The sequence below is a fragment of the Roseovarius roseus genome, from assembly GCF_043355935.2.
In the GTDB taxonomy this organism is placed as follows: domain Bacteria; phylum Pseudomonadota; class Alphaproteobacteria; order Rhodobacterales; family Rhodobacteraceae; genus Roseovarius; species Roseovarius roseus.
In genome coordinates this window covers 87,253-109,713 of record NZ_JBHFPE020000005.1, presented here as the reverse complement: position 1 = coordinate 109,713, position 22,461 = coordinate 87,253, and the positions used below count along the sequence as shown (strand labels likewise).

20 protein-coding genes are annotated in these 22,461 nt (G+C 65.7%); 9 read left to right on the top strand and 11 right to left on the bottom strand.

The window, feature by feature from the left end; translation table 11 throughout:
* Positions 1-30 precede the first annotated feature (30 nt).
* From ACEWPL_RS10525 to ACEWPL_RS10510, 4 genes are all read left to right on the top strand, one after another.
* Positions 31-3,135 (top strand): efflux RND transporter permease subunit, encoded by a 3,105-nt coding sequence (locus ACEWPL_RS10525; RefSeq protein WP_393934366.1) that lies wholly within the window; start codon positions 31-33, stop codon positions 3,133-3,135.
* Positions 3,136-3,249: 114 nt separating this feature from the next.
* On the top strand, positions 3,250-3,699 hold the full coding sequence (locus ACEWPL_RS10520) for a (2Fe-2S)-binding protein (protein WP_393934476.1): 450 nt from the start codon (positions 3,250-3,252) through the stop codon (positions 3,697-3,699).
* Positions 3,700-3,702: 3 nt separating this feature from the next.
* Positions 3,703-5,865, top strand: coding sequence for a xanthine dehydrogenase family protein molybdopterin-binding subunit (locus tag ACEWPL_RS10515; RefSeq protein WP_393934367.1), 2,163 nt, complete (start codon positions 3,703-3,705; stop codon positions 5,863-5,865).
* 17 nt (positions 5,866-5,882) lie between these two features.
* Complete coding sequence (locus ACEWPL_RS10510) at positions 5,883-6,473, top strand: Isoquinoline 1-oxidoreductase subunit (RefSeq protein ID WP_393934477.1); 591 nt, start codon at positions 5,883-5,885, stop codon at positions 6,471-6,473.
* On the opposite strand, the gene ACEWPL_RS10505 is transcribed toward ACEWPL_RS10510, so the two are convergent.
* The 3 genes from ACEWPL_RS10505 to ACEWPL_RS10495 form a co-directional block, all read right to left on the bottom strand.
* Complete coding sequence (locus ACEWPL_RS10505) at positions 6,470-7,468, bottom strand: LLM class flavin-dependent oxidoreductase (protein ID WP_393934368.1); 999 nt, start codon at positions 7,466-7,468, stop codon at positions 6,470-6,472. The genes ACEWPL_RS10510 and ACEWPL_RS10505 overlap by 4 nt on opposite strands.
* A 69-nt stretch (positions 7,469-7,537) precedes the next feature.
* On the bottom strand, positions 7,538-8,344 hold the full coding sequence (locus tag ACEWPL_RS10500) for a metallophosphoesterase family protein (RefSeq protein WP_393934369.1): 807 nt from the start codon (positions 8,342-8,344) through the stop codon (positions 7,538-7,540).
* On the bottom strand, positions 8,341-9,273 hold the full coding sequence (locus tag ACEWPL_RS10495) for a diacylglycerol/lipid kinase family protein (protein ID WP_393934370.1): 933 nt from the start codon (positions 9,271-9,273) through the stop codon (positions 8,341-8,343). The genes ACEWPL_RS10500 and ACEWPL_RS10495 overlap by 4 nt, the downstream gene beginning before the upstream one ends.
* 197 nt (positions 9,274-9,470) lie before the next feature.
* Here ACEWPL_RS10495 and ACEWPL_RS10490 point away from each other — a divergent pair, with 197 nt between their 5' ends.
* The 5 genes from ACEWPL_RS10490 (at position 9,471) to ACEWPL_RS10470 (ending at position 14,702) form a co-directional block, all read left to right on the top strand.
* Positions 9,471-11,012: a bifunctional aminoglycoside phosphotransferase/ATP-binding protein gene (locus ACEWPL_RS10490; RefSeq protein WP_393934371.1), complete on the top strand. Its 1,542-nt coding sequence runs from the start codon at positions 9,471-9,473 to the stop codon at positions 11,010-11,012.
* 67 nt (positions 11,013-11,079) lie between these two features.
* Entirely contained in the window at positions 11,080-11,415 is a 336-nt protein-coding gene (locus tag ACEWPL_RS10485; RefSeq protein ID WP_393934372.1) for a carboxymuconolactone decarboxylase family protein, read from the top strand.
* A 101-nt stretch (positions 11,416-11,516) separates the two neighbouring features.
* Positions 11,517-12,779, top strand: coding sequence for an efflux RND transporter periplasmic adaptor subunit (locus ACEWPL_RS10480; protein WP_393934373.1), 1,263 nt, complete (start codon positions 11,517-11,519; stop codon positions 12,777-12,779).
* The gene (locus tag ACEWPL_RS10475) at positions 12,776-13,501 is read left to right on the top strand and encodes an ABC transporter ATP-binding protein (RefSeq protein ID WP_393934374.1); all 726 of its coding nucleotides are present in this window, start codon (positions 12,776-12,778) and stop codon (positions 13,499-13,501) included. Before ACEWPL_RS10480 ends, ACEWPL_RS10475 begins: the two co-directional genes overlap by 4 nt.
* Complete coding sequence (locus ACEWPL_RS10470; protein ID WP_393934375.1) at positions 13,491-14,702, top strand: ABC transporter permease; 1,212 nt, start codon at positions 13,491-13,493, stop codon at positions 14,700-14,702. The genes ACEWPL_RS10475 and ACEWPL_RS10470 overlap by 11 nt, the downstream gene beginning before the upstream one ends.
* Positions 14,703-14,707: 5 nt before the next feature.
* Here ACEWPL_RS10470 and ACEWPL_RS10465 read toward each other — a convergent pair whose 3' ends face one another.
* From ACEWPL_RS10465 to pstA, 8 genes are all read right to left on the bottom strand, one after another.
* The gene (locus ACEWPL_RS10465) at positions 14,708-15,559 is read right to left on the bottom strand and encodes an ABC transporter permease (RefSeq protein WP_393934376.1); all 852 of its coding nucleotides are present in this window, start codon (positions 15,557-15,559) and stop codon (positions 14,708-14,710) included.
* Positions 15,559-16,416, bottom strand: coding sequence for an ABC transporter permease (locus ACEWPL_RS10460; protein ID WP_393934377.1), 858 nt, complete (start codon positions 16,414-16,416; stop codon positions 15,559-15,561). Before ACEWPL_RS10460 ends, ACEWPL_RS10465 begins: the two co-directional genes overlap by 1 nt.
* Before the next feature lie 3 nt (positions 16,417-16,419).
* Positions 16,420-17,520, bottom strand: coding sequence for an ABC transporter ATP-binding protein (locus ACEWPL_RS10455; protein ID WP_393934378.1), 1,101 nt, complete (start codon positions 17,518-17,520; stop codon positions 16,420-16,422).
* 63 nt (positions 17,521-17,583) lie between these two features.
* Positions 17,584-18,651 (bottom strand): extracellular solute-binding protein, encoded by a 1,068-nt coding sequence (locus tag ACEWPL_RS10450; RefSeq protein ID WP_393934379.1) that lies wholly within the window; start codon positions 18,649-18,651, stop codon positions 17,584-17,586.
* Positions 18,652-18,927: 276 nt separating this feature from the next.
* Positions 18,928-19,617 carry a phosphate regulon transcriptional regulator PhoB gene (gene phoB, locus ACEWPL_RS10445; protein ID WP_393934380.1) on the bottom strand — a complete coding sequence of 230 codons (690 nt, stop codon included), beginning with the start codon at positions 19,615-19,617 and terminating at the stop codon, positions 18,928-18,930.
* Positions 19,614-20,336: a phosphate signaling complex protein PhoU gene (gene phoU, locus ACEWPL_RS10440; protein WP_393934381.1), complete on the bottom strand. Its 723-nt coding sequence runs from the start codon at positions 20,334-20,336 to the stop codon at positions 19,614-19,616. The genes phoB and phoU overlap by 4 nt, the downstream gene beginning before the upstream one ends.
* A 10-nt stretch (positions 20,337-20,346) precedes the next feature.
* Positions 20,347-21,171 (bottom strand): phosphate ABC transporter ATP-binding protein PstB, encoded by an 825-nt coding sequence (pstB, locus tag ACEWPL_RS10435; protein WP_393934382.1) that lies wholly within the window; start codon positions 21,169-21,171, stop codon positions 20,347-20,349.
* Positions 21,165-22,457 (bottom strand): phosphate ABC transporter permease PstA, encoded by a 1,293-nt coding sequence (pstA, locus tag ACEWPL_RS10430; RefSeq protein ID WP_393934383.1) that lies wholly within the window; start codon positions 22,455-22,457, stop codon positions 21,165-21,167. Before pstA ends, pstB begins: the two co-directional genes overlap by 7 nt.
* Positions 22,458-22,461: the final 4 nt, after the last annotated feature.

Genomic DNA, 22,461 nt, shown 5'->3' with positions numbered 1-22,461 from the left:
CGACCCGATCCTGACCGGAGCGCCCCACGCATGGCCCGTTTCTTTATCGACCGCCCGATTTTCGCCTGGGTCATCTCGATCTTCATCATGGGGATCGGTGTTCTGTCCATTCTGACGCTGCCGGTTGCGCAATATCCCCAGATCGCGCCGCCCACGGTGTCGGTCAGTGCCGCCTATCCTGGTGCCAGCGCCGATACGGTGGCCAATACCGTGACGCAGGTGATCGAGCAGCAGATGACCGGCCTCGACGGGCTGCGCTATATCTCGTCCAGTTCCACCAGTGCCGGCGGGGCCAGTATCACCCTGACCTTCGAGACGGGGACCGATCCCGACATCGCGCAGGTGCAGGTGCAGAACAAGCTGGCGCAGGCCACTGCCCTTCTGCCCGAAACGGTGCAGCGGCAGGGCGTGACGGTTGAGAAATCCTCGGCCGGGTTCCTGATGGTCATCGCGCTGATCTCGGAAAGCGGCGGCTATGACGCGACCGATCTGGGCGACTACCTTGAGACCAACATGGTGAACGAGCTGAGCCGCGTGGACGGTGTCGGCAATGTGCGCGTCTTCGGCGCGCAATACGCCATGCGCATCTGGCTGGACCCGTCCAAGCTGGCCGCGTTTGAGCTGACGCCGGCGGACGTGGTGCGCGCGGTTCAGGCGCAGAATGCGCAGATCTCGGCCGGTGAGTTCGGCTCGCGGCCCGCGGTCGAGGGGCAAGTACTGAACGCCACGATCACCGCGCAATCGCTGCTGACCACGCCCGAGGACTTTCGCCAGATCGTGATCCGGGCCGAGACGGATGGCGGACTCGTTCTGGTCAATGACGTGGCGCGGGTAGAGATCGGGGCGGAGAATTACGGCACCATCTCGCGCTTCAACCAGCAGGCGGCCTCGGGTCTGGCGATCAGCCTGGCGCCGGGCGCCAACGCCCTGGACACGGCGGCAGCGGTGGAAAGCCGCGTCGAGGAGCTGGCCCAGTTCTTTCCCGAGGGAATCGAATACGTGATCCCCTATGACACAACGCCCTTCGTCGAGATCTCGATCGAGGAGGTGGTCAAGACGCTGGTCGAGGCGATCATCCTCGTCTTCCTCGTGATGTATCTTTTCCTGCAGAACCTGCGCGCGACGCTGGTCCCGACGCTGGCGGTGCCTGTGGTCCTCTTGGGCACGTTCGGGGTGCTGTCGTTGATGGGGTATTCCATCAACACGCTGACCATGCTGGCCATGGTTCTTGCCATCGGCCTTCTGGTCGATGACGCCATCGTGGTGGTCGAGAACGTCGAGCGGATCATGGAGCAGGAGGGCCTCGGCCCCAAGGAGGCGACGCGCAAGTCGATGGACCAGATCACCGGGGCGCTGATCGGCATCGGCGTGGTGCTGTCGGCGGTCTTTGTGCCGATGGCGTTCTTTCCCGGCTCGACCGGGGTGATCTATCAGCAATTCTCGGTCACGATTATCTCGGCCATGGCGCTATCGGTCCTGGTAGCGCTGACGCTGACCCCGGCGCTCTGCGCGACACTGCTGAAGTCCAAGGATCATGGCGGGCACAAGCGCGGCCCCCTTGCCTGGTTCAACACCGGCTTCGACAAACTGCTGGGCGGCTATACCGCCAGCGTGGGCGGCATCGTCAAGCGGCCCGTGCGGCTGGCCATCGTCTATCTGGCTATTGTTGCGGTGATGGTGGGCCTTTTCATGCGCACGCCGCAGGGTTTCCTGCCCGAAGAGGATCAGGGCATCCTCTTTACGCTGATTCAGGGGCCAACCGGCACCACGACCGAGCAGACGCTGGACGTGGTCAAGCAGGTCGAGGATTATTTCCTGACGCAGGAAAGCGATGTCGTGCAGAGCGTGTTCGGCGTGGCGGGGTTCAGCTTCTCGGGGCAGGGGCAGAACCTGGGTCTGGCTTTCGTGCGGCTCAAGGATTGGAAAGAACGCGAGGAGGCGGCGCAAAGCGTGCAGGCGCTGGCGGGCCGGGCCTTCGGCGCGTTCAGCCAGATACAGGGGGCGATGGTCTTTCCCATTGTGCCGCCCTCGGTGATTGAGCTGGGCAACGTGTCGGGCTTTGACTTCTACATTCAGGCGCGCGGCGGGCAGAGCCATGAGCAGCTCCTGGAGGCGCGCAACCAGATGCTGGGCATGGCGGCGGAAAGCCCGCTGATCGCCAGCGCGCGGCCCAACGGGCTGGAGGATGCGGCGCAGTTCAACCTTGATATCGACTGGCGGCGCGCCGGGGCGATGGGCGTTTCGGCGACCGATGTGGGCAGTTTGCTGAGCACCGCCTGGGCCGGGCAATATGTCAACGATTTCGTCGATGAGGGCCGGATCAAGCGGGTCTATGTGCAGGGCGAGGCGGATGCGCGCGCGGTGCCGTCGGATATCGAGAAATGGCGCGTGCGCAACGCAAATGGCGGGTTGGTGCCGTTTTCCAACTTTGTCGATGCGGCGTGGACCTACGGGCCGCAGGGTGTGAACCGCTATAACGGCGTGCCCGCGATGCAGATTCAAGGCTCGCCCGCGCCGGGGGTGTCGACCGGCGACGCGATTGCCGAGATCGAGCGGCTGGCCGGGCAACTGCCGCCCGGCTTCCAGATCTCGCTGACGGGTCTGTCACTGGAAGAGCAGGAATCGGGCAGTCAGGCGCCGCTGCTTTACGGGCTGTCGCTGGCCGCGATCTTCCTTGCGCTGGCGGCGCTTTACGAGTCGTGGTCTATCCCTTTTGCGGTGATGCTGGCCATGCCTGTGGGCATTGTCGGCGCGTTGGGGGGCGCGTGGCTGGGCGGGTTCGAGAATGGCGTTTTCTTTCAGGTCGGCCTGCTGACGGTGATTGGCCTGACGGGCAAGAACGCGATTCTGATCGTGGAATTCGCGCGGGATAAACGCGAGGCGGGCGAGAGTATATACGAGGCCGCCGTCGATGCCGCACGCCAGCGGTTCCGCCCCATCCTGATGACCTCGATGGCCTTCAGCCTCGGGGTTCTGCCGCTGGTCCTCAGCTCCGGGGCAGGCTCGGGCGGGCGGACGGCCATCGGGTCGGGCGTGCTGTCGGGGACGATCACCGGCACCGTGCTGGGCGTTCTCTTCGTGCCGCTCTTCTTTGCGATGATCGCCCGGCTGGGACGCCGCAAAAAAACGGCTTGAGATCAGGGGGTAGCTAACCGAGCTCCCTGATTTACCCCGCGTCGCCCTCGTCATCCCTTGGCTGTGTGCTACATCCTGTCGCACCCGCCAAAGGAGAGCCCCGTGGCCATATCAATGACCGTCAACGGCGCGCCGGTGACATTGGACGCCGACCCCGAGACACCCCTGCTGTGGGCGCTGCGCGATGAGCTGCGCCTGACCGGCACGAAATTCGGCTGCGGCATCGCGCAATGCGGCGCCTGCACCGTGCTGCTGGACGGCATGACGCGCCGGTCCTGCGTGACGCCCATCGGCACGCTGGAGGGCGCGGATGTGCGCACCATAGAGGCGCTGGAAGGCCCCGAGGCCGAGGCGGTTCAGGCCGCCTGGGTAGAGATCAACGTGCCGCAATGCGGGTATTGCCAATCGGGCCAGGTGGTGGCCGCGACAGCCCTGCTGCAGGAGCTGCCCAAGCCCACTGATGAGGATATCGACAACGCGATGGCCGGCAATATCTGCCGCTGCGCGACCTATGCCCGTATCCGCCAGGCGATCCGCCAGGCCTCAGACAGTCTGGAAGGGTAAGCCATGCATCCGAGTATCAAGTCAATCGCCGCCCCCCGCCCCACAAGGCGCGGATTTCTGGCCGGCTCTGCCGGTCTGGTTCTGGGCCTCTACCTCGCGCCCAAGGCGCGGGCAAGCGCCGCTGAAGAGGGGTTTGCCCCCAATGCCTTCGTGCGGATCGCGCCCGATGACAGTGTGACCGTGCTGGTCAAGCATATCGAGATCGGCCAGGGCGCCAATACCGGCCTGCCGATCCTCGTGGCCGAGGAAATGGATGCCGACTGGTCCCAGATGCGGGCCGAGCAGGCGCCGGTGAACCCCGAGCTATATGTGAACACCGCATTCGGCGTGCAGGGCACAGGCGGCTCGACCGGCCTGTCCAACAGTTACATGACGATGCGGCAGGCGGGCGCGGCGGCGCGCGCGATGCTGGTCGCGGCGGCGGCCGAGCAGTGGGGCGTACCAGCGGGCGAGATCACCGTGACCAAGGGCGTGGTGGCGCATGACGGCAGCGGCAAATCCTCGGGCTTTGGCGCGCTGGCCGAGGCGGCGGCGGGTATGCCGGTGCCGGAGAACCCCACGCTCAAGGACCCGGCGGAGTTTACGCTTATCGGCGGCGAGAGCGTGACGCGCCTCGATTCAGAGGCCAAGACCAACGGCAGTGCGCAGTTCTCCATCGACGTCTACCGCGAGAGGATGCAGGTGGTCGCCATGGTCCACCCGCCGAAATTCGGCGCCGTGGTGGCATCCTTGGACGGCAGCGCGGCGATGGAAATTGCCGGTGTCAGCGCCGTGCGGCAGGTGCCGTCGGGCATCGCCGTTTATGCGGCGAACACCTTTGCCGCCTTCAAGGGCCGCGATGCGGTGAGCGTCGAGTGGGACGAGAGCGGCGCCGAGACGCGGTCGTCGGACGAGATCGCCCGCGTCTTTGCCGAAGCGGCGCGCGGCACGGCCAAGGTGGCCGAGGCGGCGGGCGACGTCGATACGGCGCTGCAAAACGCCGCCGAGGTGATCGAGGCCGATTACCTCTTTCCCTACCTCGCCCATGCCGCGCTGGAGCCGCTGGACGGCGTGATCGAGCTGAGGGGCGACGGCGCCGAGGTCTGGGCCGGGGAGCAGATCCCGACGATCAGCCGCCAGACGATGGGCGGCGTTCTGGGCATGGAGCCCGGCAAAATCGATATGCACACGATGTTCGCGGGTGGCAGCTTTGGCCGCCGGGCAACGCCGGACAGCCATTTCGCCGCCGAGCTGGCCAATGTCGCCAAGGCGGCCGGGCCAGGCACCTACAAGCTGGTCTATACGCGCGAGAACGACATGCAGGCGGGCTATTACCGGCCCCTGACGGCGCATCACCTCAAGGCGGGGCTGGACGCCGATGGCAACATCACCGCCTGGCTCAACACGGTGGCGAACCAGTCGATCATCGCCGATACGCCCTTTGCCATGATGATGAAGGACGGGCTGGACCCCACATCTTACGAGGGATCGAACGATCTGGCCTATGATCTGCCCAACACCCGGCTCAGCTGGGCGCAGATGGATGCGGGGGTGCCCACGCTCTGGTGGCGCTCGGTCGGGCATACGCATACGGCTTACGCGGTCGAGACATTTCTGGACCGGGTGCTGGAGGCCGGGGGCAATGATCCGGTCGAGGGCCGCCTTGCCCTGATGCGCGAGGACCGGCCCCGTGATGCCGCCGTGCTGAGCCGGGTGGCCGAGATGGCCGGATGGTCCGGCCCCGGCATGGGCGACAAGCGCATGGGCGTCGCCGTGGTGCGCAGTTTCGGCAGCTATGTCGCGCAGATCGCCGAGGTCGAGGACCGGGACGGCAGCCCGCATGTCACCCGCGTCTGGTGCGCCGTGGATTGCGGGCTGGCGGTGACGCCTGACGTGGTGCGCGCCCAGATGGAAGGCGGCATAGGCTTTGGCCTTGGCAGTATCCTCCATGACGAGATCACGCTGGATGAGGGGGGCCGCGTGCGGCAGTCCAACTATGACGGCTACCCCATGCTGCGCATCGGCGAGATGCCGCAAATAGAGGTGTCGATCATCCAGAGTGAGGAGGACCCGACGGGCGTGGGTGAGCCAGGCACGCCGCCCATCGCGCCCGCCGTGGCCAATGCGTGGCGCGCGCTCACGGGGGATATGCCCTATCAGTTGCCCTTTGCGCGGGGGGCGGTGTGATGAGGATGTTTGCCATGATGAAACCCGCATGGATCGCCCTGTCCTTCCTGGCCCTGCCCGCGCTGGCCGAGGATCTGGCCGCGCCCGAAAGCTTTGCCGCGATCGAGGACGAGGCCGAGCGCGCCGCCGCGATCTTTACCGAAATGGGCAAGGTGCTGCAGCATCCGCGCTGTCTGAATTGCCACCCGGTCGATGGCACGCCGCGGCAGGGGGATGATCTGGCGTTGCATCAGCCGCCGGTCGTGCGCGGCGGGGAAAGCGGCTTTGGCGCGCCGGGGATGCGCTGCACCACCTGCCACGGGGCCGAGAACGTGGAATATGTGGGCGCCGAAGGGTCGGTGCCGGGGCATCAGCCGTGGCACCTTGCGCCGCTGTCGATGGGGTGGATTGGGTTGACGCTGCCCGAGATCTGCGCGCAGATCAAAGACCCCGAGCGCAATGGCGGCAAAAGCCTGGCCGAGTTGCAGGACCATAACGCCAATGACGGATTGGTCGGCTGGGGCTGGGCGCCAGGCGAGGGTCGCGAGCCTGCCCCAGGCAGTCAGGAGCGTTTTGGCGCGCTGACGCAGGCCTGGATTGATGCCGGGGCAGGATGCCCCAGCGGCTAGGCGGCTTTTTCTTCGGCCATGTCCGATAGAACCTCGGCGGCGATCTGGAAGGATCTCTGCCGCGCGTCCGGGTCATGGATCTGGCCGGTCAGGATCATCTCATCCGGCGCATAGCGCGCTTGCATCTCCTCAAGGGCGGCGCGCACCGATGCCTTGCTGCCGGTCGCGGTAACGCGCAGGGCATGGCCCACGGCGCGCGTCATGTCAGCGCCAATGGCGGCCTCGATATCGTCCACCGGCGCGGGTAGCTTGCCAGGCTTGCCGGTCCGGAGGCGGGCGAAGGCCTGCTGCATGGAGGTGCGCAGGTAAGCGCCCTCGGCATCGCTCTCGGCGGCAAAGATATTGGCGGCCAGCATGAAATAGGGCCGCTCCAGATGCTCGGACGGCTGGAACCGTTCGCGGTAGATCTCCAGCGCCTGATCCAGCGCGTCGGGTGCGAAATGCGAAGCGAAGGCGTAGGGCAGGCCCAAATGAGCGGCCAGCTGCGCGCCATAGAGGCTGCTGCCGAGGATCCAGACAGGGACATGGGTGCCCTGGCCGGGATGGGCGGCGACGGGCGCGCCGGGGGGCGCATCGCCCAGATACTGGATCAGCTCCATCACATCCTCGGGAAAGCGGTCCTGCTCAAGCCCCCGGCGCAGAGCGCGGGCGACCGCCATGTCGCCGCCGGGCGCACGGCCAAGGCCCAGATCGATCCGGCCGGGATGGATTGTCGCCAGCGTGCCGAATTGCTCGGCAATCGCCAGCGGCGCGTGATTGGGCAACATGATGCCCCCTGCCCCGATGCGCATGGAGCGTGTCGCATCCGCGATATGGCCGATCAGCACCGAGGTCGCGGCGCTGGCGATGCCGGGCATGTTGTGATGCTCGGCCAGCCAATAGCGGTGATAGCCCCAGCCCTCGGCCTTTTGCGCGAGGGCGACGGAATTCGCGATGGCGGTGCAGGTATCGCTGCCCTCGGGGACGGGGGCGAGATCGAGAACGGAGTAGCGCATGGCGGCCCTCTTTTGCGGATGGGTTGGATTCTATCTGGGGGCAGGACGGGCGCGGTGCAAGGCTGCGGCTCAGTCCGTGGAGATCAGCGCCCAGCCTGAATGGTCGGCCTCGAACCGGCGGGACTCGACGATGGCAAACACCTCGTTGCCCATCCCAGCGGCGTAGCGCGTGACGGTGATGGCCTCGGGCGCGGTCTCGATCAGGTTGAAATCGTTTTCCTCGCCGCGCAGCCGCGTGGACAGGCCGGTGCCCGCATGGACCTGCAGGACCGAGCGCCGCCCGTCCCGATGCGCGAAGGGCGCGGCGCGCCAACTGTGCAGATGCCCGGTCAGGATCAGATCGGCCCCCAGCTCGGCCAGGCGGTTCGCGGCGCGGTCTGCCCCGCGCATCGGTTTCTTAGTATCGGTTGCGCGATGTTCCAGCGGGTGATGCGCGACGATGACGCGGGTGCGCGGGCCGGCCTCATCAAACGCGCGTTCGATGCGGGCCAGCGCCGAACGGGAGAACCGCCCGCTTTGATGGGCAAACCGGTTGACCGTGTTGACGCCCAGAACGACCATGCGGTCGTCGAAATGCTCGGGCTCCAGATCCTGCGAGATGACGCGGCGATAGTTGCGCCAGGGGTGCAGGATGCGGCTGATCGGATCATGCAGGGGGATGTCGTGATTGCCGGGCACGACCAGCGCCGGCGCGTCCAGCGCGTCGATGAAGGCCTGCGCCTCGCGGAACTGGGCCGAGCGGGCGCGCTGGGTCAGATCGCCCGAAATGGCGACCAGATTGGGCGCGAGATCATTGATCTGCGCGATCAGCGGGTCCAGTAATTCGGGGCGGGCGCGGCCGAAATGCAGATCGGAAAGGTGCAGGATTCGGCTCATCTGGTGCCGTCCTGCCGGTCCTCGGGGACGATCACGGTCAGCTCATCCTCGATTGCGCGCAGACCGAAGGGGGCGCGCATCCGCGCCCGCTCGCCATCGCAGGCGACGTCGCATCCGCGCCGGTCCGTTTGAATGTCGATGTGGTCGGCGGCGATCAGGTGAAACTCGACATCGCGCTGCGCGCGGCCCATCGCCAGCGCAAACGCGTTGCGCAGCATCCCCCAGCGGCCCGTATCGGGCGCAACGAAGAGCGCGATTTGCCCCCTTGCGATATTCTCGCGGCCCTCCAGCCCCATCTGCTCGAGTTGGAAGGCGTTGTTGACGGCGAAGGCCAGAGGCGTCCGGTGGGAGGTGGTCTGCCCACTTGCCTCGATCCTGAGTTTCAGCGGACGGCGCAGCGTGACCAGCGTGATCAGCACCGACCAATAGGCCGCCACGCGGCTGCGGCCCCATTTGCGATACGTCTCCTCGCGGGTGCGCAGGATGGCGGGATAGGCACCAAGGCTGGCATTGTTCAGGAAGGTGCGGCCATTGATCGTGCCGATGCGCACGGGCCGCCGCGCGCCAGTGGCAATGAGCTGGACGGCCTCTTCGACCTCCTGCGGGATGTCGAGCGAGCGGGCGAAATAGTTGAATGTGCCCAAAGGGATGATGCCCATCGGCGTCCCCTGCCCGCGCAGCACGCCCGCGATGCCCGCGATGGTGCCGTCACCGCCCGCCGCGACGATGATGTCAAAGCCATCCTTGAGCGCGGTTTGCGCCGTTTCCTCAATCTGGTCGCCCTTGGCCATCAGGCGTATTTCGGCGGGCCGGCCCACGTCGCGGAACGCGTCGCCGATCCGGCTCCTGGCGCGGTCTGCATCCTTCTTGCCCGAGCCGGCATTCATCAGCACGCAGATACGCGGCTGTTTTTTGGTCTGGTCATTCATCTGGGCGGCGTCCCTCTTGCAGCGGATCAACTGCGCCGGGGCCGGGATGTTCCACGGCGATAGCGAGAAAGGCGTGTCTCGCAGCGGCCCTTCCCGTGGCGATGCGGCCCCGCGATTGCGCGAGGTCAAGGCGCGGGGGGGTGCGCGACGTTTATGCTGCCGACCAAATATGATCCGGCAACGGGGGGTTGAGGGAAATGGCGCAGGACGGCAAGTCGCAGGCCGAGGTGACGGCGTTCCTGTCCTCGCGGGGGGCGCTGGAGGCGGGCGCTGTGGCGGAGGTGATCGAGACGCATGGCGCGCTGGTCTTTCTGACGCAGGACACGGCCTACAAGATGAAGCGGGCGGTCAGGTATGATTACCTCGATTACTCCACGCCCGATCTGCGCCGCCAGATGCTGGCGCGCGAGCTGGAGCTGAACAAGGGGTTTGCGCCCAGCATCTACCGAGATCTGGTGCCGGTGACGCGGGACAGCGCGGGCGCGCTGGCCGTGGGCGGCGATGGCGCGCCGGTCGACTGGCTGTTGCGAATGCGGCGGTTTCCGGCCTCGGACGAGATGTCGAATGTCGCCGCACGGGGCGATCTGACGGGGGAGATGGCGCGCGAGATGGGCGCAGCCATCGCCCGCTATCACGCCGCCAGCCCGCAGCGCGAGGTGGATGGCGCCGGCCTGATCGAAGGGGTCATGCGACAGATGCAGGCGGCCTTTGCCGACATGAAGGTCGAGTTTGGCGCGGCGCGGATTTCCGCGCTGGATGCGGGGCTGCGGCGCCAGTTCGAGGCCGCCGCGCCCATTCTGCGCGCCCGCGCCGAGGCGGGGCATGTCCGACGCTGCCACGGCGATCTGCACCTGCGCAATATCGTGCTGATGGACGGTGTGCCGACGCCCTTCGATGCGCTGGAATTCGACGAGCAATTGGGCACTTGCGACACGCTTTATGATCTGGCGTTTCTGCTGATGGACATGATGCAGCGCGGGTTGATGCAGGCGGCCAATCAGACCCTGAACAGCTATATAGACACTGATTCCGCCTTCGATCCGGCGGGCCTGCGGGCGTTGCCCTTGTTCCTGGGGCTGCGGGCGGCAATCCGCGCGATGGTGGGTATTCAGGCCTACCGGCTGCACCCCGAGGACCGGGCGGCCCATTCTGCGGCGGAAGCGTACTTGGATCTGGCGCTCTCGTGCCTTGACCCCGTGCCGCCCCGGCTGGTGGCGATCGGCGGGCTGTCGGGCACCGGCAAGACGACGATCGCGCGCGCGGTGACGCATCGGCTGGCCCCGCCGCCCGGCGCGCGGCACCTGCGCAGCGATGTGGAGCGCAAGCGCATGTTCGGCGTGCCGGCCCTGGAGCCGCTGCCGGATGAGGCCTACGCGCCAGAGGTCGGCGCACGCGTCTACGCGCGGCTGCGCGCCGAGGCGGAGAACTACCTGGCTGCCGGGATGTCCGTCATCATGGACGCCACGCATCTGAACCCTGAGGACCGCGCCGCCTACGAAGCCGTGGCGGCAGGCCTGTGCTTTGACGGAATCTGGCTGGAGGGCGGGCTGGACACTCTGAGGGGCCGCGTCGAGGCGCGCCGGAATGACGCGTCGGACGCGGATGCCAGGGTGCTGGCGGAAATGGCGACGCGCGATGTGGGCGCGGTCACCTGGGTGCGGGTGCGCTGCGATGGCCCGGCGGCAAAAGTGGCCGAGCGCGTCTGGGACCGGCTGGCCCCCGAGCGGTCCGCAAATTGACGAAAATCAAACCCGGCCCAACGGGACGCCGTAGGCGTCGGGCAAATCCATCGAAAGGACCATTTCCATGAAGAACTACACCGAGATCGCCAGCGAATATCACGACGGATACCGCAAGCTGAAAGGCGACATTCCCGAGCAGATGAAGGCCTTTGGCGAGCTTGTGGGCGCGGCGACCAAGGACGGCGCTCTGTCCCGTAAGGTGAAGGAGCTGATTGCCATGGGCATCGCCATCGCCGCGCGCTGTGACGGGTGCATCGCCGCCCATGTCGCCGCGCTGCGCAAGGCCGGCGCCACGCGCGAGGAGGTGGCCGAGATGGTCGGCGTCGCGATCATGATGGGGGGCGGGCCGTCCACCGTCTATGGCGTCGAGGCGATGCGCGCCTTTGACGAGCTGGATTGATTGCGCGGGCCTGAGCAGATGGCCCGTTGGATTTGCATCATGGCCGGCGCCGCGCGCATCCGGCAGACCGAGGCGGAAGGCTTGATACAAGGAGGCGCGCCATGGCCGCGCGGCAAAAGACCGGCATAGACCAGATCGTCGCCCAAGGGGGCGGCGGTCATTCCGCGCGCCGCTGGCTTATCGGGCTGGCCCTGGCCGCAGCTGTCCTGGGTGGCGGCTGGCTGTGGCTGGTGGGCGGCGCGGCGGAGGATGGCGCGCTTTATAGCGCGCAGCCGGTGGTGCGCAGCCCGATCACGGTGACGGTCACCGCCACCGGCACGGTCGAGCCGACCAATCTGGTCGAGATATCCAGCGAGCTGAGCGGCACGATCCGCAGCGTTGCGGTGGATTACAACAGCCCCGTCAGCAACGGTCAGGTACTGGCCGAGCTGGACACCGATAAGCTGGAGGCGCAGCTGGAGCATAGCCGCGCCACGCTGGCCGCGCGCGAGGCCCGCATCAAGGAGGCGCAGGCGACGCTGACCGAATCGCGCGACGATTACGACCGCGCGGTCGAGCTGGACCGGCGCGGCGTGACCACGGCGCAGACGGTTCTGGCCGCGCGGGCCAAGCTGACCCGCGCCGAGGCCGCGCTGACCAGTGCCGAGGCCGATATGCGCGTCGCCGCCGCCGATCTGAAGGTGGACGAGGCGAACCTGGCCAAGGCCTGCATCTGCTCGCCCATCGACGGGGTGGTGCTTGAGCGCAACGTGGATGTCGGGCAGATCGTGGCGTCGTCGCTGCAGGCGCCGGTGCTCTTCTCGATCGCCGAGGATCTGACGCGCATGGAGCTGCAGGTGGATATCGACGAGGCCGATATCGGCAAGGTCAAGGTGGGCGATGTGGCCGAGTTCACCGTCGAGGCCTATCAGGACCTCAGCTTTCCGGCGGAAATCTCGGAATTGCGCTATGCCTCGCAGACGATTGACGGGGTGGTGACCTATACGGGCATCCTGACCATCGACAATGCCGATCTGCTGCTGCGCCCCGGCATGACGGCGACCGCCGAGATCACCGTGGCGCAGATCGAGGATGCGTTGGCCCTGCCCAACGCCGCGCTGCGCTTTGCCCCGCCCGCCGAACCCGAGGAGGACGAGGAGGCGAGCGGGGGCGGTCTGCTGGGCATGGTGCTGCGCCGTCCGTCGAACGCCCCGGCCAGCACGGCCGAGAATACCGGCGGTGTGCGCACGGTCTGGGTGCTTAAGGCGGGCGGGATCGCCCCTGCCGAGATCACCGTGGGCGCATCGGACGGGATGCTGACCCAGATCACCGGCGGACCCCTCAGCGAGGGCGACCGGCTGGTCGTGGACTTGGCAACCGAATGAGGGACGCGCCGCTGATTGCCCTGAAGGGCATCACCAAGACCTATGGCGCGGGCGATGCCGAGGTCCATGCGCTGCGCGATGTGCACATGACGATTGAAAGCGGCGAGTTCGTCGCCATCATGGGCCCCAGCGGGTCGGGCAAATCGACGGCGATGAACGTGATCGGCTGCCTCGATGCGCCGACCAGCGGCAGCTACCGGTTTCTGGGTCATGAGGTGGGCGATCTGGGGCGCGATCAGCGGGCGCTGCTGAGGCGCAACTATCTGGGCTTTGTCTTTCAGGGATACAACCTGCTGGCGCGCACCTCGGCGCTGGACAATGTCGAGCTAACGTTGATCTATCAGGGCATGGCCCGCGCCGAGCGGGGCGCGCTGGCGCGCGAGGCGCTGGCCCGTGTCGGGCTGGACGGGCGCGAGGGGCATGATCCGTCGCAGCTGTCGGGCGGGCAGCAACAGCGCGTCGCCATCGCGCGCGCCATTGTGACGCGGCCCGATGTTCTGTTGGCGGATGAGCCGACGGGCAACCTGGACACGGCGCGCAGCGGCGAGATCATGGACCTGCTGACCCGGCTGAACCGCGATGATGGCATCACCATCGTCATGGTCACGCACGAGCCGGACATGGCCACATACGCGCAGCGCCTGATCCATTTCGTCGACGGGCAGATCGAATCCGATACCGTCCTGCCGGACAGGGCGCGGGAGGCGGCGCATGTTTCTTGAGACGGTCCGACTGGCCCTGCAAGCGATCCTGCGTAACGCGATGCGGTCCTTTCTGACGGTGCTGGGCATCGTCATCGGCGTGGCGGCGGTGATCGCGATGGTGACGGTGGGCCAAGGCTCGACCGCGCAGGTGCAATCGGACGTGTCCAAGCTGGGGACCAACCTGCTGATGATCCGGCCCGGGCAGGCGCAATCGGGGCCGGGCGGCGCGCCGGTCAGCGCGCCCAGCCTGACGCTGAAGGACGTGGAGGCCATCGAGACGCAGATCGGCAGCGTCAATGTGGCGACGCCCGCCGTGTCGTCCGTGATGACGGCGATCTACGGCAACACGAATTACTCGACCACCGTCACCGGAACCGACAACCGCTATCTGGTTGCCACGCAATCGCCGGTGTCGGAGGGGCGCGAATTCTATGACAGCGAATTGCGCAGCGGCACGGCGGCCTGCATCCTGGGCGAGACGGTGCGAAAGGAGCTCTTCGGTGCCGCCAGCCCCTTGGGCGCGGTGATCCGGCTGAACCAGATTTCCTGCCGCGTGATCGGCGTGCTGGAGGCCAAGGGGGCATCGAGTTTCGGCAGCGATCAGGATGACCGGCTGTTGATGCCGATCCGCGCCTTTCACCGCCGGGTGGCGGGCAATCAGGACGTGTCGATGATCTTTGCTGCGGTCAAGGACGGCATTTCCACCGAAAAGGCGCAGGCCGATATCGAGCGGCTGATGCGCGAGCGGCGGCGCATTTCCTATGGCGAGGAGGATAATTTCAACGTCTTCGACATGAAGCAGATCTCCTCGATGCTGACCGGCATCACCAGCGTTCTTACGGGGCTTTTATCCGCCGTCGCGGCGGTCAGCCTGCTGGTGGGCGGGATTGGGATCATGAACATCATGCTGGTGTCGGTGACCGAGCGCACGCGCGAGATTGGCATTCGCCTGGCCGTGGGCGCGACCGAGCCGCAGGTGCTGACGCAGTTCCTGGTGGAGGCGACGGTGCTGTCGCTCTTGGGTGGGCTGATCGGGATCCTGCTGGGCCTGACACTGGGCCTGATCGGGGCCAACCTGCTGAACATTCCGTTTTCGCCCGACCCGGTCATCACCTTGCTGGCCTTCGGGTTTTCAGCGGTGATCGGCGTGATCTTCGGCTATTTCCCCGCGCGCCGCGCCGCCCGGATGAACCCGATCGACGCGCTGCGCCACCAATAGCCGCCTCAACCGCGCCGCTGAAAGGCGATCATCACAAGCGCCAGGAACGACGAGCCGATCATCAGAAGCAGCGACACGGCGTTGAGAAGCGGGGTCGAGCCTTCTTTCAGGCGGTCGAACATCGCGATGGTCAGCGGCGCGTCCGAGCCGACGAGCATGAGCGTGGTGTTGAAATTCTCGAAACTCATCAGAAAGGCGACCACCGCCGCGCCGACGATGGCGGGCATCAGGAAGGGGATGGTAATGGTGCGCACCGCCGTCAGCCGATTGGCGCCAAGGTTCAGTGCCGCCTCTTCCAGCGATTTGTCGAATTTCTGCAGCCGGGCCGAGATGACCAGCGTGGCGATGGTGGTGATGAACGAAAACTGGCCGAGGATGACCAGCACGAGGCCGGGCCGCAGGACCTGCGCGTCGATTTTGGCGGAGTCCCAGAGGCCATTGGCCACCGTCGACGAAAAGACCAGGATCGAGATGCCCAGAACGATCCCCGGCACGACCAGCGGCAGGAGCATCAGCACGTAAAGAAGGCCCCGCAGGCGGAACCTGTAGCGGTTGAAAAGGAAGGCGTTGGACGTGCCGACGGCGACCGAGAGGACCGCGACGCAAACGCCGACAAGGGCCGAGGTGCCGATGGCGCCAAGGATGCTGCGCTCGTGAAAGACGCCGATCTTGGGGTCTGACTGTCCAAAGAACCAATCCAGCGTGAACCCCTCCCACGGCAGGGACGGGAACTGGCTGTCGTTGAAGGCAAAGATGGCGACGACCAGCAGCGGGAGCGTCAGGTAGATGAAGAAGAGCGTGACATAGCCGGTCCAGATCACGTTCAGCGCGCGGGGGGTGGGAATGGTGGGGATCATCAGCCCATCGTCCTTTCCAGCGTCTGGCCCGTCAGCCGCAGCATCGCCCAGATGATGAAGGACGACGCAGCCAGCAGCATGAAGCCGAAGGCGGCGCCCAGCTCCCAGTTGAAGCGCACGATGAACTGCGAATAGATCATTTCCGTGAACCAGAGGCTGTCCTTGCCGCCCAGCATGGTGGGGGTGAGGTAGTTGCCGAGCGATAGCATGAAGACGACGATGCAGCCCGAAACGATGCCGGGCACCGCGTGGGGAATGACGATCTCGCGCATCACCGACCAGCTGGAGCCGCCGAGGTCATAGCCCGCCTCGATAATGGCATCGTCGAGGCTGTCGAGCGTGGTGACGAGCGGCACGACCATGAAAAGCATCGACGTATAGACGAGGCCGGTCATTATGGCCGCGTCGTTGTAGAGCATTTCCACCGGGCCGCTCACGATACCGGACCATTGCAGGAATTGCGAGATCACGCCGGTTTCCCGCAAGAGGATCATCCAGCCGAAGGTACGGACAAGTTCCGACACCCAGAACGGCACGAGGCACAGAAGGAAGAGGACCGAGCGGGCGCGGCCGCGCACCATCTTGGCGATGTAGTAGGAGACCGGGAAGGCGATCAGCAGCGTGATGAGCGTGGCGAGGATCGACATGACGGCGGTGCGCAGGAAGGTGCGCATGTAGAGCGGCTCGGTCAGGATGGTGGTGTATTGCGCGATGCTGGGTGCGTATTCGCCGACGCCCACACGCTCGCGCAGGGACAGCATCAGCATGTCGACATGCGGGATGATGATCAGGAGGCTGAGCCACAGCAGAAGCGGGGTCAGCAGCAGGATGAAACCGAGGCGCGCGCTACTGGCCATCGGCTATGCCTCGCCCGCCGCAAAGCAAATGGCCTGCTCGGCGGACCAGCCGATATGAATGGGCGCGCCGCGCTGCAAATCCGCGAATTCACCGGATTGCGGCAGGGTCACTTCGACCTCGCTGCCCGCCTCACCGGCGACGATGATGCGGCTGGCCGCACCGTTGAAAAGGAGGCTGCCGACCTTGCCGGAAAGCTGATTGTCGAACTGCGCCAAAGCCGCCGTGTCGCGGCCGATCCGGATCGCCTCGGGGCGCACGAAGATGTCGACCGGCGCACCTTTGGAGACGCCATCCTTGGCGGCGGCGCGCATGGTCAGGCCGCTCTCGGTGCGCAGCTGCGCGACGCCGCCCTCGACGCGCTCGACCGTGGCGCGCCAGCGGTTGCTGTCACCGACAAAGCCCGCAACGAAGGCGGTTTCGGGCCGGTAATAGAGATCCTGACCCGTGCCGACCTGCTCGAACCTGCCGTGGTTCATCACGGCGATGCGGTCGGACATCACCAGCGCCTCGGACTGGTCATGGGTGATATAGACGAAGGTGGTGTCGAACGCGGCCTGCAGAGATTTCAGCTCGACCTTCATGCGCTCGCGCAGCTTGAGGTCCAGCGCGCCGAGCGGTTCGTCCAGCAGCAGCACGTCAGGCTCCAGCACCATGCAGCGGGCGATGGCGACGCGCTGTTTTTGGCCGCCCGACAGCTCGTCGGTCTTGCGTTTGCCGATGCCGGGCAGGCCGATGCGGTCCAGCACCTCGTCCACCTTGCGGGCGATTTCGGCCTTGGAATTGCCGGCGCGGCGCAGGCCGTACCCGATGTTGTCCTCGATATTCATCATCGGGAAAAGGGCCAGATGCTGGAACACCATGTTCACCGGGCGCTTGTTGGGCGGCACGTCCAGGACCGAGCGGCCCTTGATTTCGATGTCGCCCGAGGTGGGCTCCAGAAAGCCCGCGATCATCCGCATGATGGTGGTCTTGCCACAACCCGAAGGGCCGAGGATCGAAAAGAACGACCCCGCAGGCACCGAGAAGGAGACGTCATCGACCGCCAGCGTCTCGCCGAAACGGCGGGTGAGATGGGTGCATTCCAGATCGGGGACAGCGGTCATATAGGTCTTTCCAAACTTAAAAAACGGGCGGCCCAAATCAGGGGCCGCCCGCGAGTGTGGTGGTTACTGAGCGGCCTTCACCCGGTCCAGCACACCGCCCTCGATGGCCTCAAGGCCGGCGGGGACGGGCGGATACCACTTGATGTTGTCCACGGCCTCGGGCGGGAAGCTGGCCTGATACTGCGCCTTCAGCGCATCCGAGGCGAACTCGTCCGCGCCCGCGGAGGCGGTGAAGTTGCCGGCGGATTCGGTGATCATCGCGGCCACTTCGGGCTGCATCACGAAGTTGATCCAGTCATAGGCGGCCTGATCGGCCTGGCCCTTGGCCGGGAGGACAAAGGTGTCGATCCAGCCCAGCGCACCGGCGGCAGGCGCGACGAAGTTGATATCGGCATTGTCGCTGTTCAGCTTCCAGCCGCCGGTATCCCATGCCATCGCGGCGACAACTTCGCCCGAGCGCACGAGGTTCAAGAGCTCATCCCCGCCGGACCAGTAGGTTTTCACGACGGGCTTGCACTCGACCAGCTTGGCCTCGACCTGTTCCATGATGTCCGTATAGGCCGCCTCGTCACCATAGGCGGCAAAGGGATCTAGGCCCATCGAGTAGGCGAAACCGATCAGCGTCGGGCGCTTGAGACGGTAGGACACTTTGCCCTCCAGCGCGGGATCGCACAGGTCGGTGTAATCGGCGACGCCCTCGGCCTCGGCGCTGTTCACGATCAGGCCGCTGGTACCCCAAATATGCGGGACGCCGTAAACTTCGCCATCGACCGTGGTGTTGGTCTTGGTCGCGTCCAGCATCGAGGGGATGAAGAGATCGGCATTGATCTGGCTCAGATCCATCGGCTTGTAGATGCCGAACTCGGCCTGCGGGCCTGCGATGCGGTCCTGGCTGGGCTGGGCAAGGTCGAAGCCGCCGCCGCCGGTGGCGCGCAGCTTGGCGATCATTTCCTCGTTGTTGGACATGGTGACTTCAACGGTGTGGCCCGTCTCGGCCTCAAATTTCTCGATGACGTTCTCCGGGGCGTAGCCACCCCATGTCAGCAGGCGCAGCGTGTCGGCCGAGGCCGCCGAGGCCAGCAGCGCGGTGGTGGCAACACTGGCGGTCAGTGTGAGCAGATGGTTTTTCATGGGTCTCTCCCTAAGGGTTTTCCGGTTGGTCGCGCCGCGCATATGTGCATGTCTTTGCAACAGATTCGTGACGCGCGCCGGCCCTTGGTTAATTCGGGTGAGGCCGGGTCCGGTGCGCATCAATAGGCAGCACTGCGGCATAGGCGTCAACCATTCCCGCGCCGCCGCCCCAGATTTTTTAACGTTCGGTAAAAAATTTCCCGCGTGAATGCGCGGAAAAGTGGTAACGGGCATGACCAAACTACGCGGCGATTGCGATGAGGCTTGGCTGAGCTATCAACCGAGCGCGTAGCCCGCGCCGCGCACCGTGCGGATGGGATCGGCGCCGCCATGCGAGCAGATGGATTTGCGCAGTCGCCCGATGTGCACATCGACGGTGCGCGTCTCGATATAGATGTCGCGGCCCCAGACCCGGTCCAGCAATTGCTCGCGGCTCCAGACGCGGCCGGGCTTTTCCATCAGGGTCGACAGCAGGCGAAACTCGGTCGGGCCCAGCGGGACGTCGTGCCGCGCCCGCGAGACGCGGTGCGTTTCGCCGTCCAGCACGATATCCTCGTATTCCAGCCGCATGCCGGCCAGCGTCGGGCGGGTCCGGCGCAGTTGCGTGCGCACGCGGGCCAGGAATTCGGCAACCGAATAGGGCTTGGCCAGGTAGTCATCCGCGCCGGTATCCAGACCGCGCACACGGTCGCCCTCTTCGCTGCGCGCCGAGACCATCATCACGGGGATGCTGCGCGTCGCCACCTGCCCTTTGAGCTGGCGGCAGATCTCAATGCCCGACACGCCCGGCAGCATCCAGTCCAGCACGATCACATCGGGCGCATGTTCCTCGACGGCTAGAAGCGCCCCCTCGCCCGTATCCGAGGAGATCACGGTAAACCCCGCGCTTTCGAGGTTATAGACCAGAAGCTCGCGCTGCGCGGTCTCGTCCTCGAAGACGAGGATAGTGGGCTGGCCTGCCGTCATGCCCCGTCCGGTCCGTCCATGGCGGCCAGCGAGGTGCGGTCGCCCTTGGGCCGGTCCTCGTCAGGCAGATCGCCTGTGACGAGGTAGATCACCTGCTCACAGATCGAGGTAGTATGGTCGCCCATCCGCTCGATATTCTTGGCGATGAAATGCAGGTGCATGCAGGCGGTGATCTGATGGCTGTCCTCCATCATATGCGTCAGCAGCGAGCGGAAGACGAGGTTGTACATCTCGTCCACGTCGCAGTCGCGCGCGCGCACCTCCTCGGCCTTGTCCGCATCGCGCTGGATATAGGCGTCGATCGCGTCCCTGATCATGGCGCCGACCATCTTCTGCATCCGGCGCAGGGCGGATGAGATGCCCTCAACTGGCGTGCCGTCCGCCAGTATGATGGTGCGCTTGGCGATGTTCTTGGCGTAGTCGCCGCAGCGCTCCAGATTGGTGGCGATACTCATCACTGACAGCACAATACGCAGATCGCCCGCAGTGGGCGCGCGGGTGGCGAGGATACGGGCGCAGTCCAGCTTGATCGCCTCGTCCAGCTCATCGATGGCGCGGTCGCTCTTGCGGACCTGCTCGGCCTTCTCGACGTCCTGCTCAGCCAGCGCGTCCGCCGCGCGGCCCATTGCCTCTTCGACAAGGCCGGCCATCCGCATGACCATGGCCTGCGCGCCTTCAAGGTCGCGGTCGAAGGCGCTGGAGATGTGTTTGGTGTCCATGGCGTCTCTCCTATCCGATCCGGCCCGAGATATAGCTTTCGGTGCGGCTGTCCCTGGGGCTGGTAAAGATCTCGTCGGTATCGCCGTATTCGACGAGGCTGCCGAGATGGAAGAAGGCGGTCTTCTGGCTGACCCGCGCGGCCTGCTGCATCGAATGGGTGACGATGACCACAGTGTACTTCTCGCGCAGATTGTCGATCAGTTCCTCGACCTGCGAGGTTGCGATGGGATCTAGCGCCGAGCAAGGCTCGTCCATCAGCAGCACTTCGGGGTCGGTGGCGACGGCACGCGCGATGCAAAGGCGCTGTTGCTGACCGCCCGAAAGGCCGGTGCCGGGGGCGTGCAGGCGATCCTTCACCTCATCCCAGATGGCGCCGCGGCGCAGGGACCGCTCGACGATCTCGTCCATGTCGGCCTTTGACCTGGCAAGGCCGTGGATCTTGGGGCCGTAGGCGATGTTGTCATAGATAGATTTCGGAAACGGGTTCGGCTTTTGAAACACCATTCCGACGCGGGCGCGCAGCTGCACCGGGTCGATGCTGCGGTCATAGATGTCATCGCCGTCGATGCGGATATCGCCCTCGACCCGGCAGATGTCGATCGTGTCGTTCATCCGGTTGATGCAGCGCAGGAAGGTGGATTTGCCGCAGCCCGACGGGCCGATGAAGGCCGTGACCGAGCGTTCCTTGATATCCACCTCGACATCCTTGATCGCGTGGGTGTCGCCATAATAGACCTGCACGCCTCTGGCGCTGATCTTGGTGGCGTAGGTGTCTACATCGCGGGTGATGGCTCTGAGGTCGTTCACGGCCTCTCCTTTCGGGTGTTTTACCATTTGCGTTCAAACTTGCTGCGCAGGTAGATCGCGATGGCGTTCATCATGATGAGGAAGGTCAGCAGCACGAGAATGGCCGCCGATGTGCGGCTGACAAATCCCCGCTCGGGGCTGTCGGCCCAGATGAAGATCTGCGTCGGCAGGGCGGTCGCACTGTCAAAGGGTGTCGCGGGTGCCGAGGTGATGAAGGCGTTCATCCCGATCAGCAGGAGCGGCGCCGTCTCGCCCAGGGCCTGCGCCAGGCCGATGATGGTGCCCGTCAGGATGCCGGGCATCGCCAGCGGCACGACATGGCCAAAGACCACCTGCTGCTTGGACGCACCCACCCCCAACGCCGCCTCGCGGATCGAGGGCGGCACGGCCTTGAGCGCGGCGCGCGTGGCGATGATGATCGTCGGCATCGTCATCAGGGCCAGGGTCAGCCCGCCCACGAAGGGCGCCGAGCGCGGCATTCCGAACCAGCCGATGAAAACCGCCAGCGCCAGGAGGCCAAAGACGACCGACGGCACGGCGGCGAGATTGTTGATGTTGACCTCGATGAAATCGCTCAGCTTGTTCCTGGGCGCGAATTCCTCAAGGTAGATGGCCGCGCCGATGCCCAAGGGAAACGAGATCACAAAGCAGGTCAGCAGCGCCCAGAACGATCCCATGATCGCGCCCTTGAGGCCCGCCAGCTCGGGAAAGCGGCTGTCGGCATTGGTCAGAAGGCCGGTATTGAGGCTGGAGGTGATCGCGCCAATCTCGGTCAAATGGTCGTAATAGGCGATCTGCGTGTCATCGAGGCGGCGTAGGCTCTCGGGCGTGTCGCGGTCAAGCAGATCCTTGTAGAGCTGGTCATAGGGGTCCGAGACGGGAACGCCGAGGGTGATGGTCTGGCCGATCAGCAACGGGTCGGCGACAACGCGGTCGCGCAACTGAAACTGGGCGCCGTTCGAAAGGATGCCGCTCACCACGCGCATCGCCGCGCGGTCGCTAGGGTCGACCGAGGGCAGGTCCGCCGCCACCGCCGCAGCCAGCACATCATCGAAGTTGCCGCGCGGCAAGCGTTCCGCGCTGATCTCCTCGGGATCGATGAAGATGTCCAGCGTGATCTCGGTCTGGGTGAAGGCCTTGTAGCCGGTCGAGATCAGCGAGGCGAGCAGGATGAACAGCATCAGGAAGGCAAGGCTGATCGCCGTGATGCCGAGAGCCTGCAGAAACACCTGCTTGCGATGACGCCGCGCCAGGCTGCCGCGCACCTTGTCCATCGTGGTCCGGGGGAGGGAGCCAGAGGGGATATCGGTCATGAAT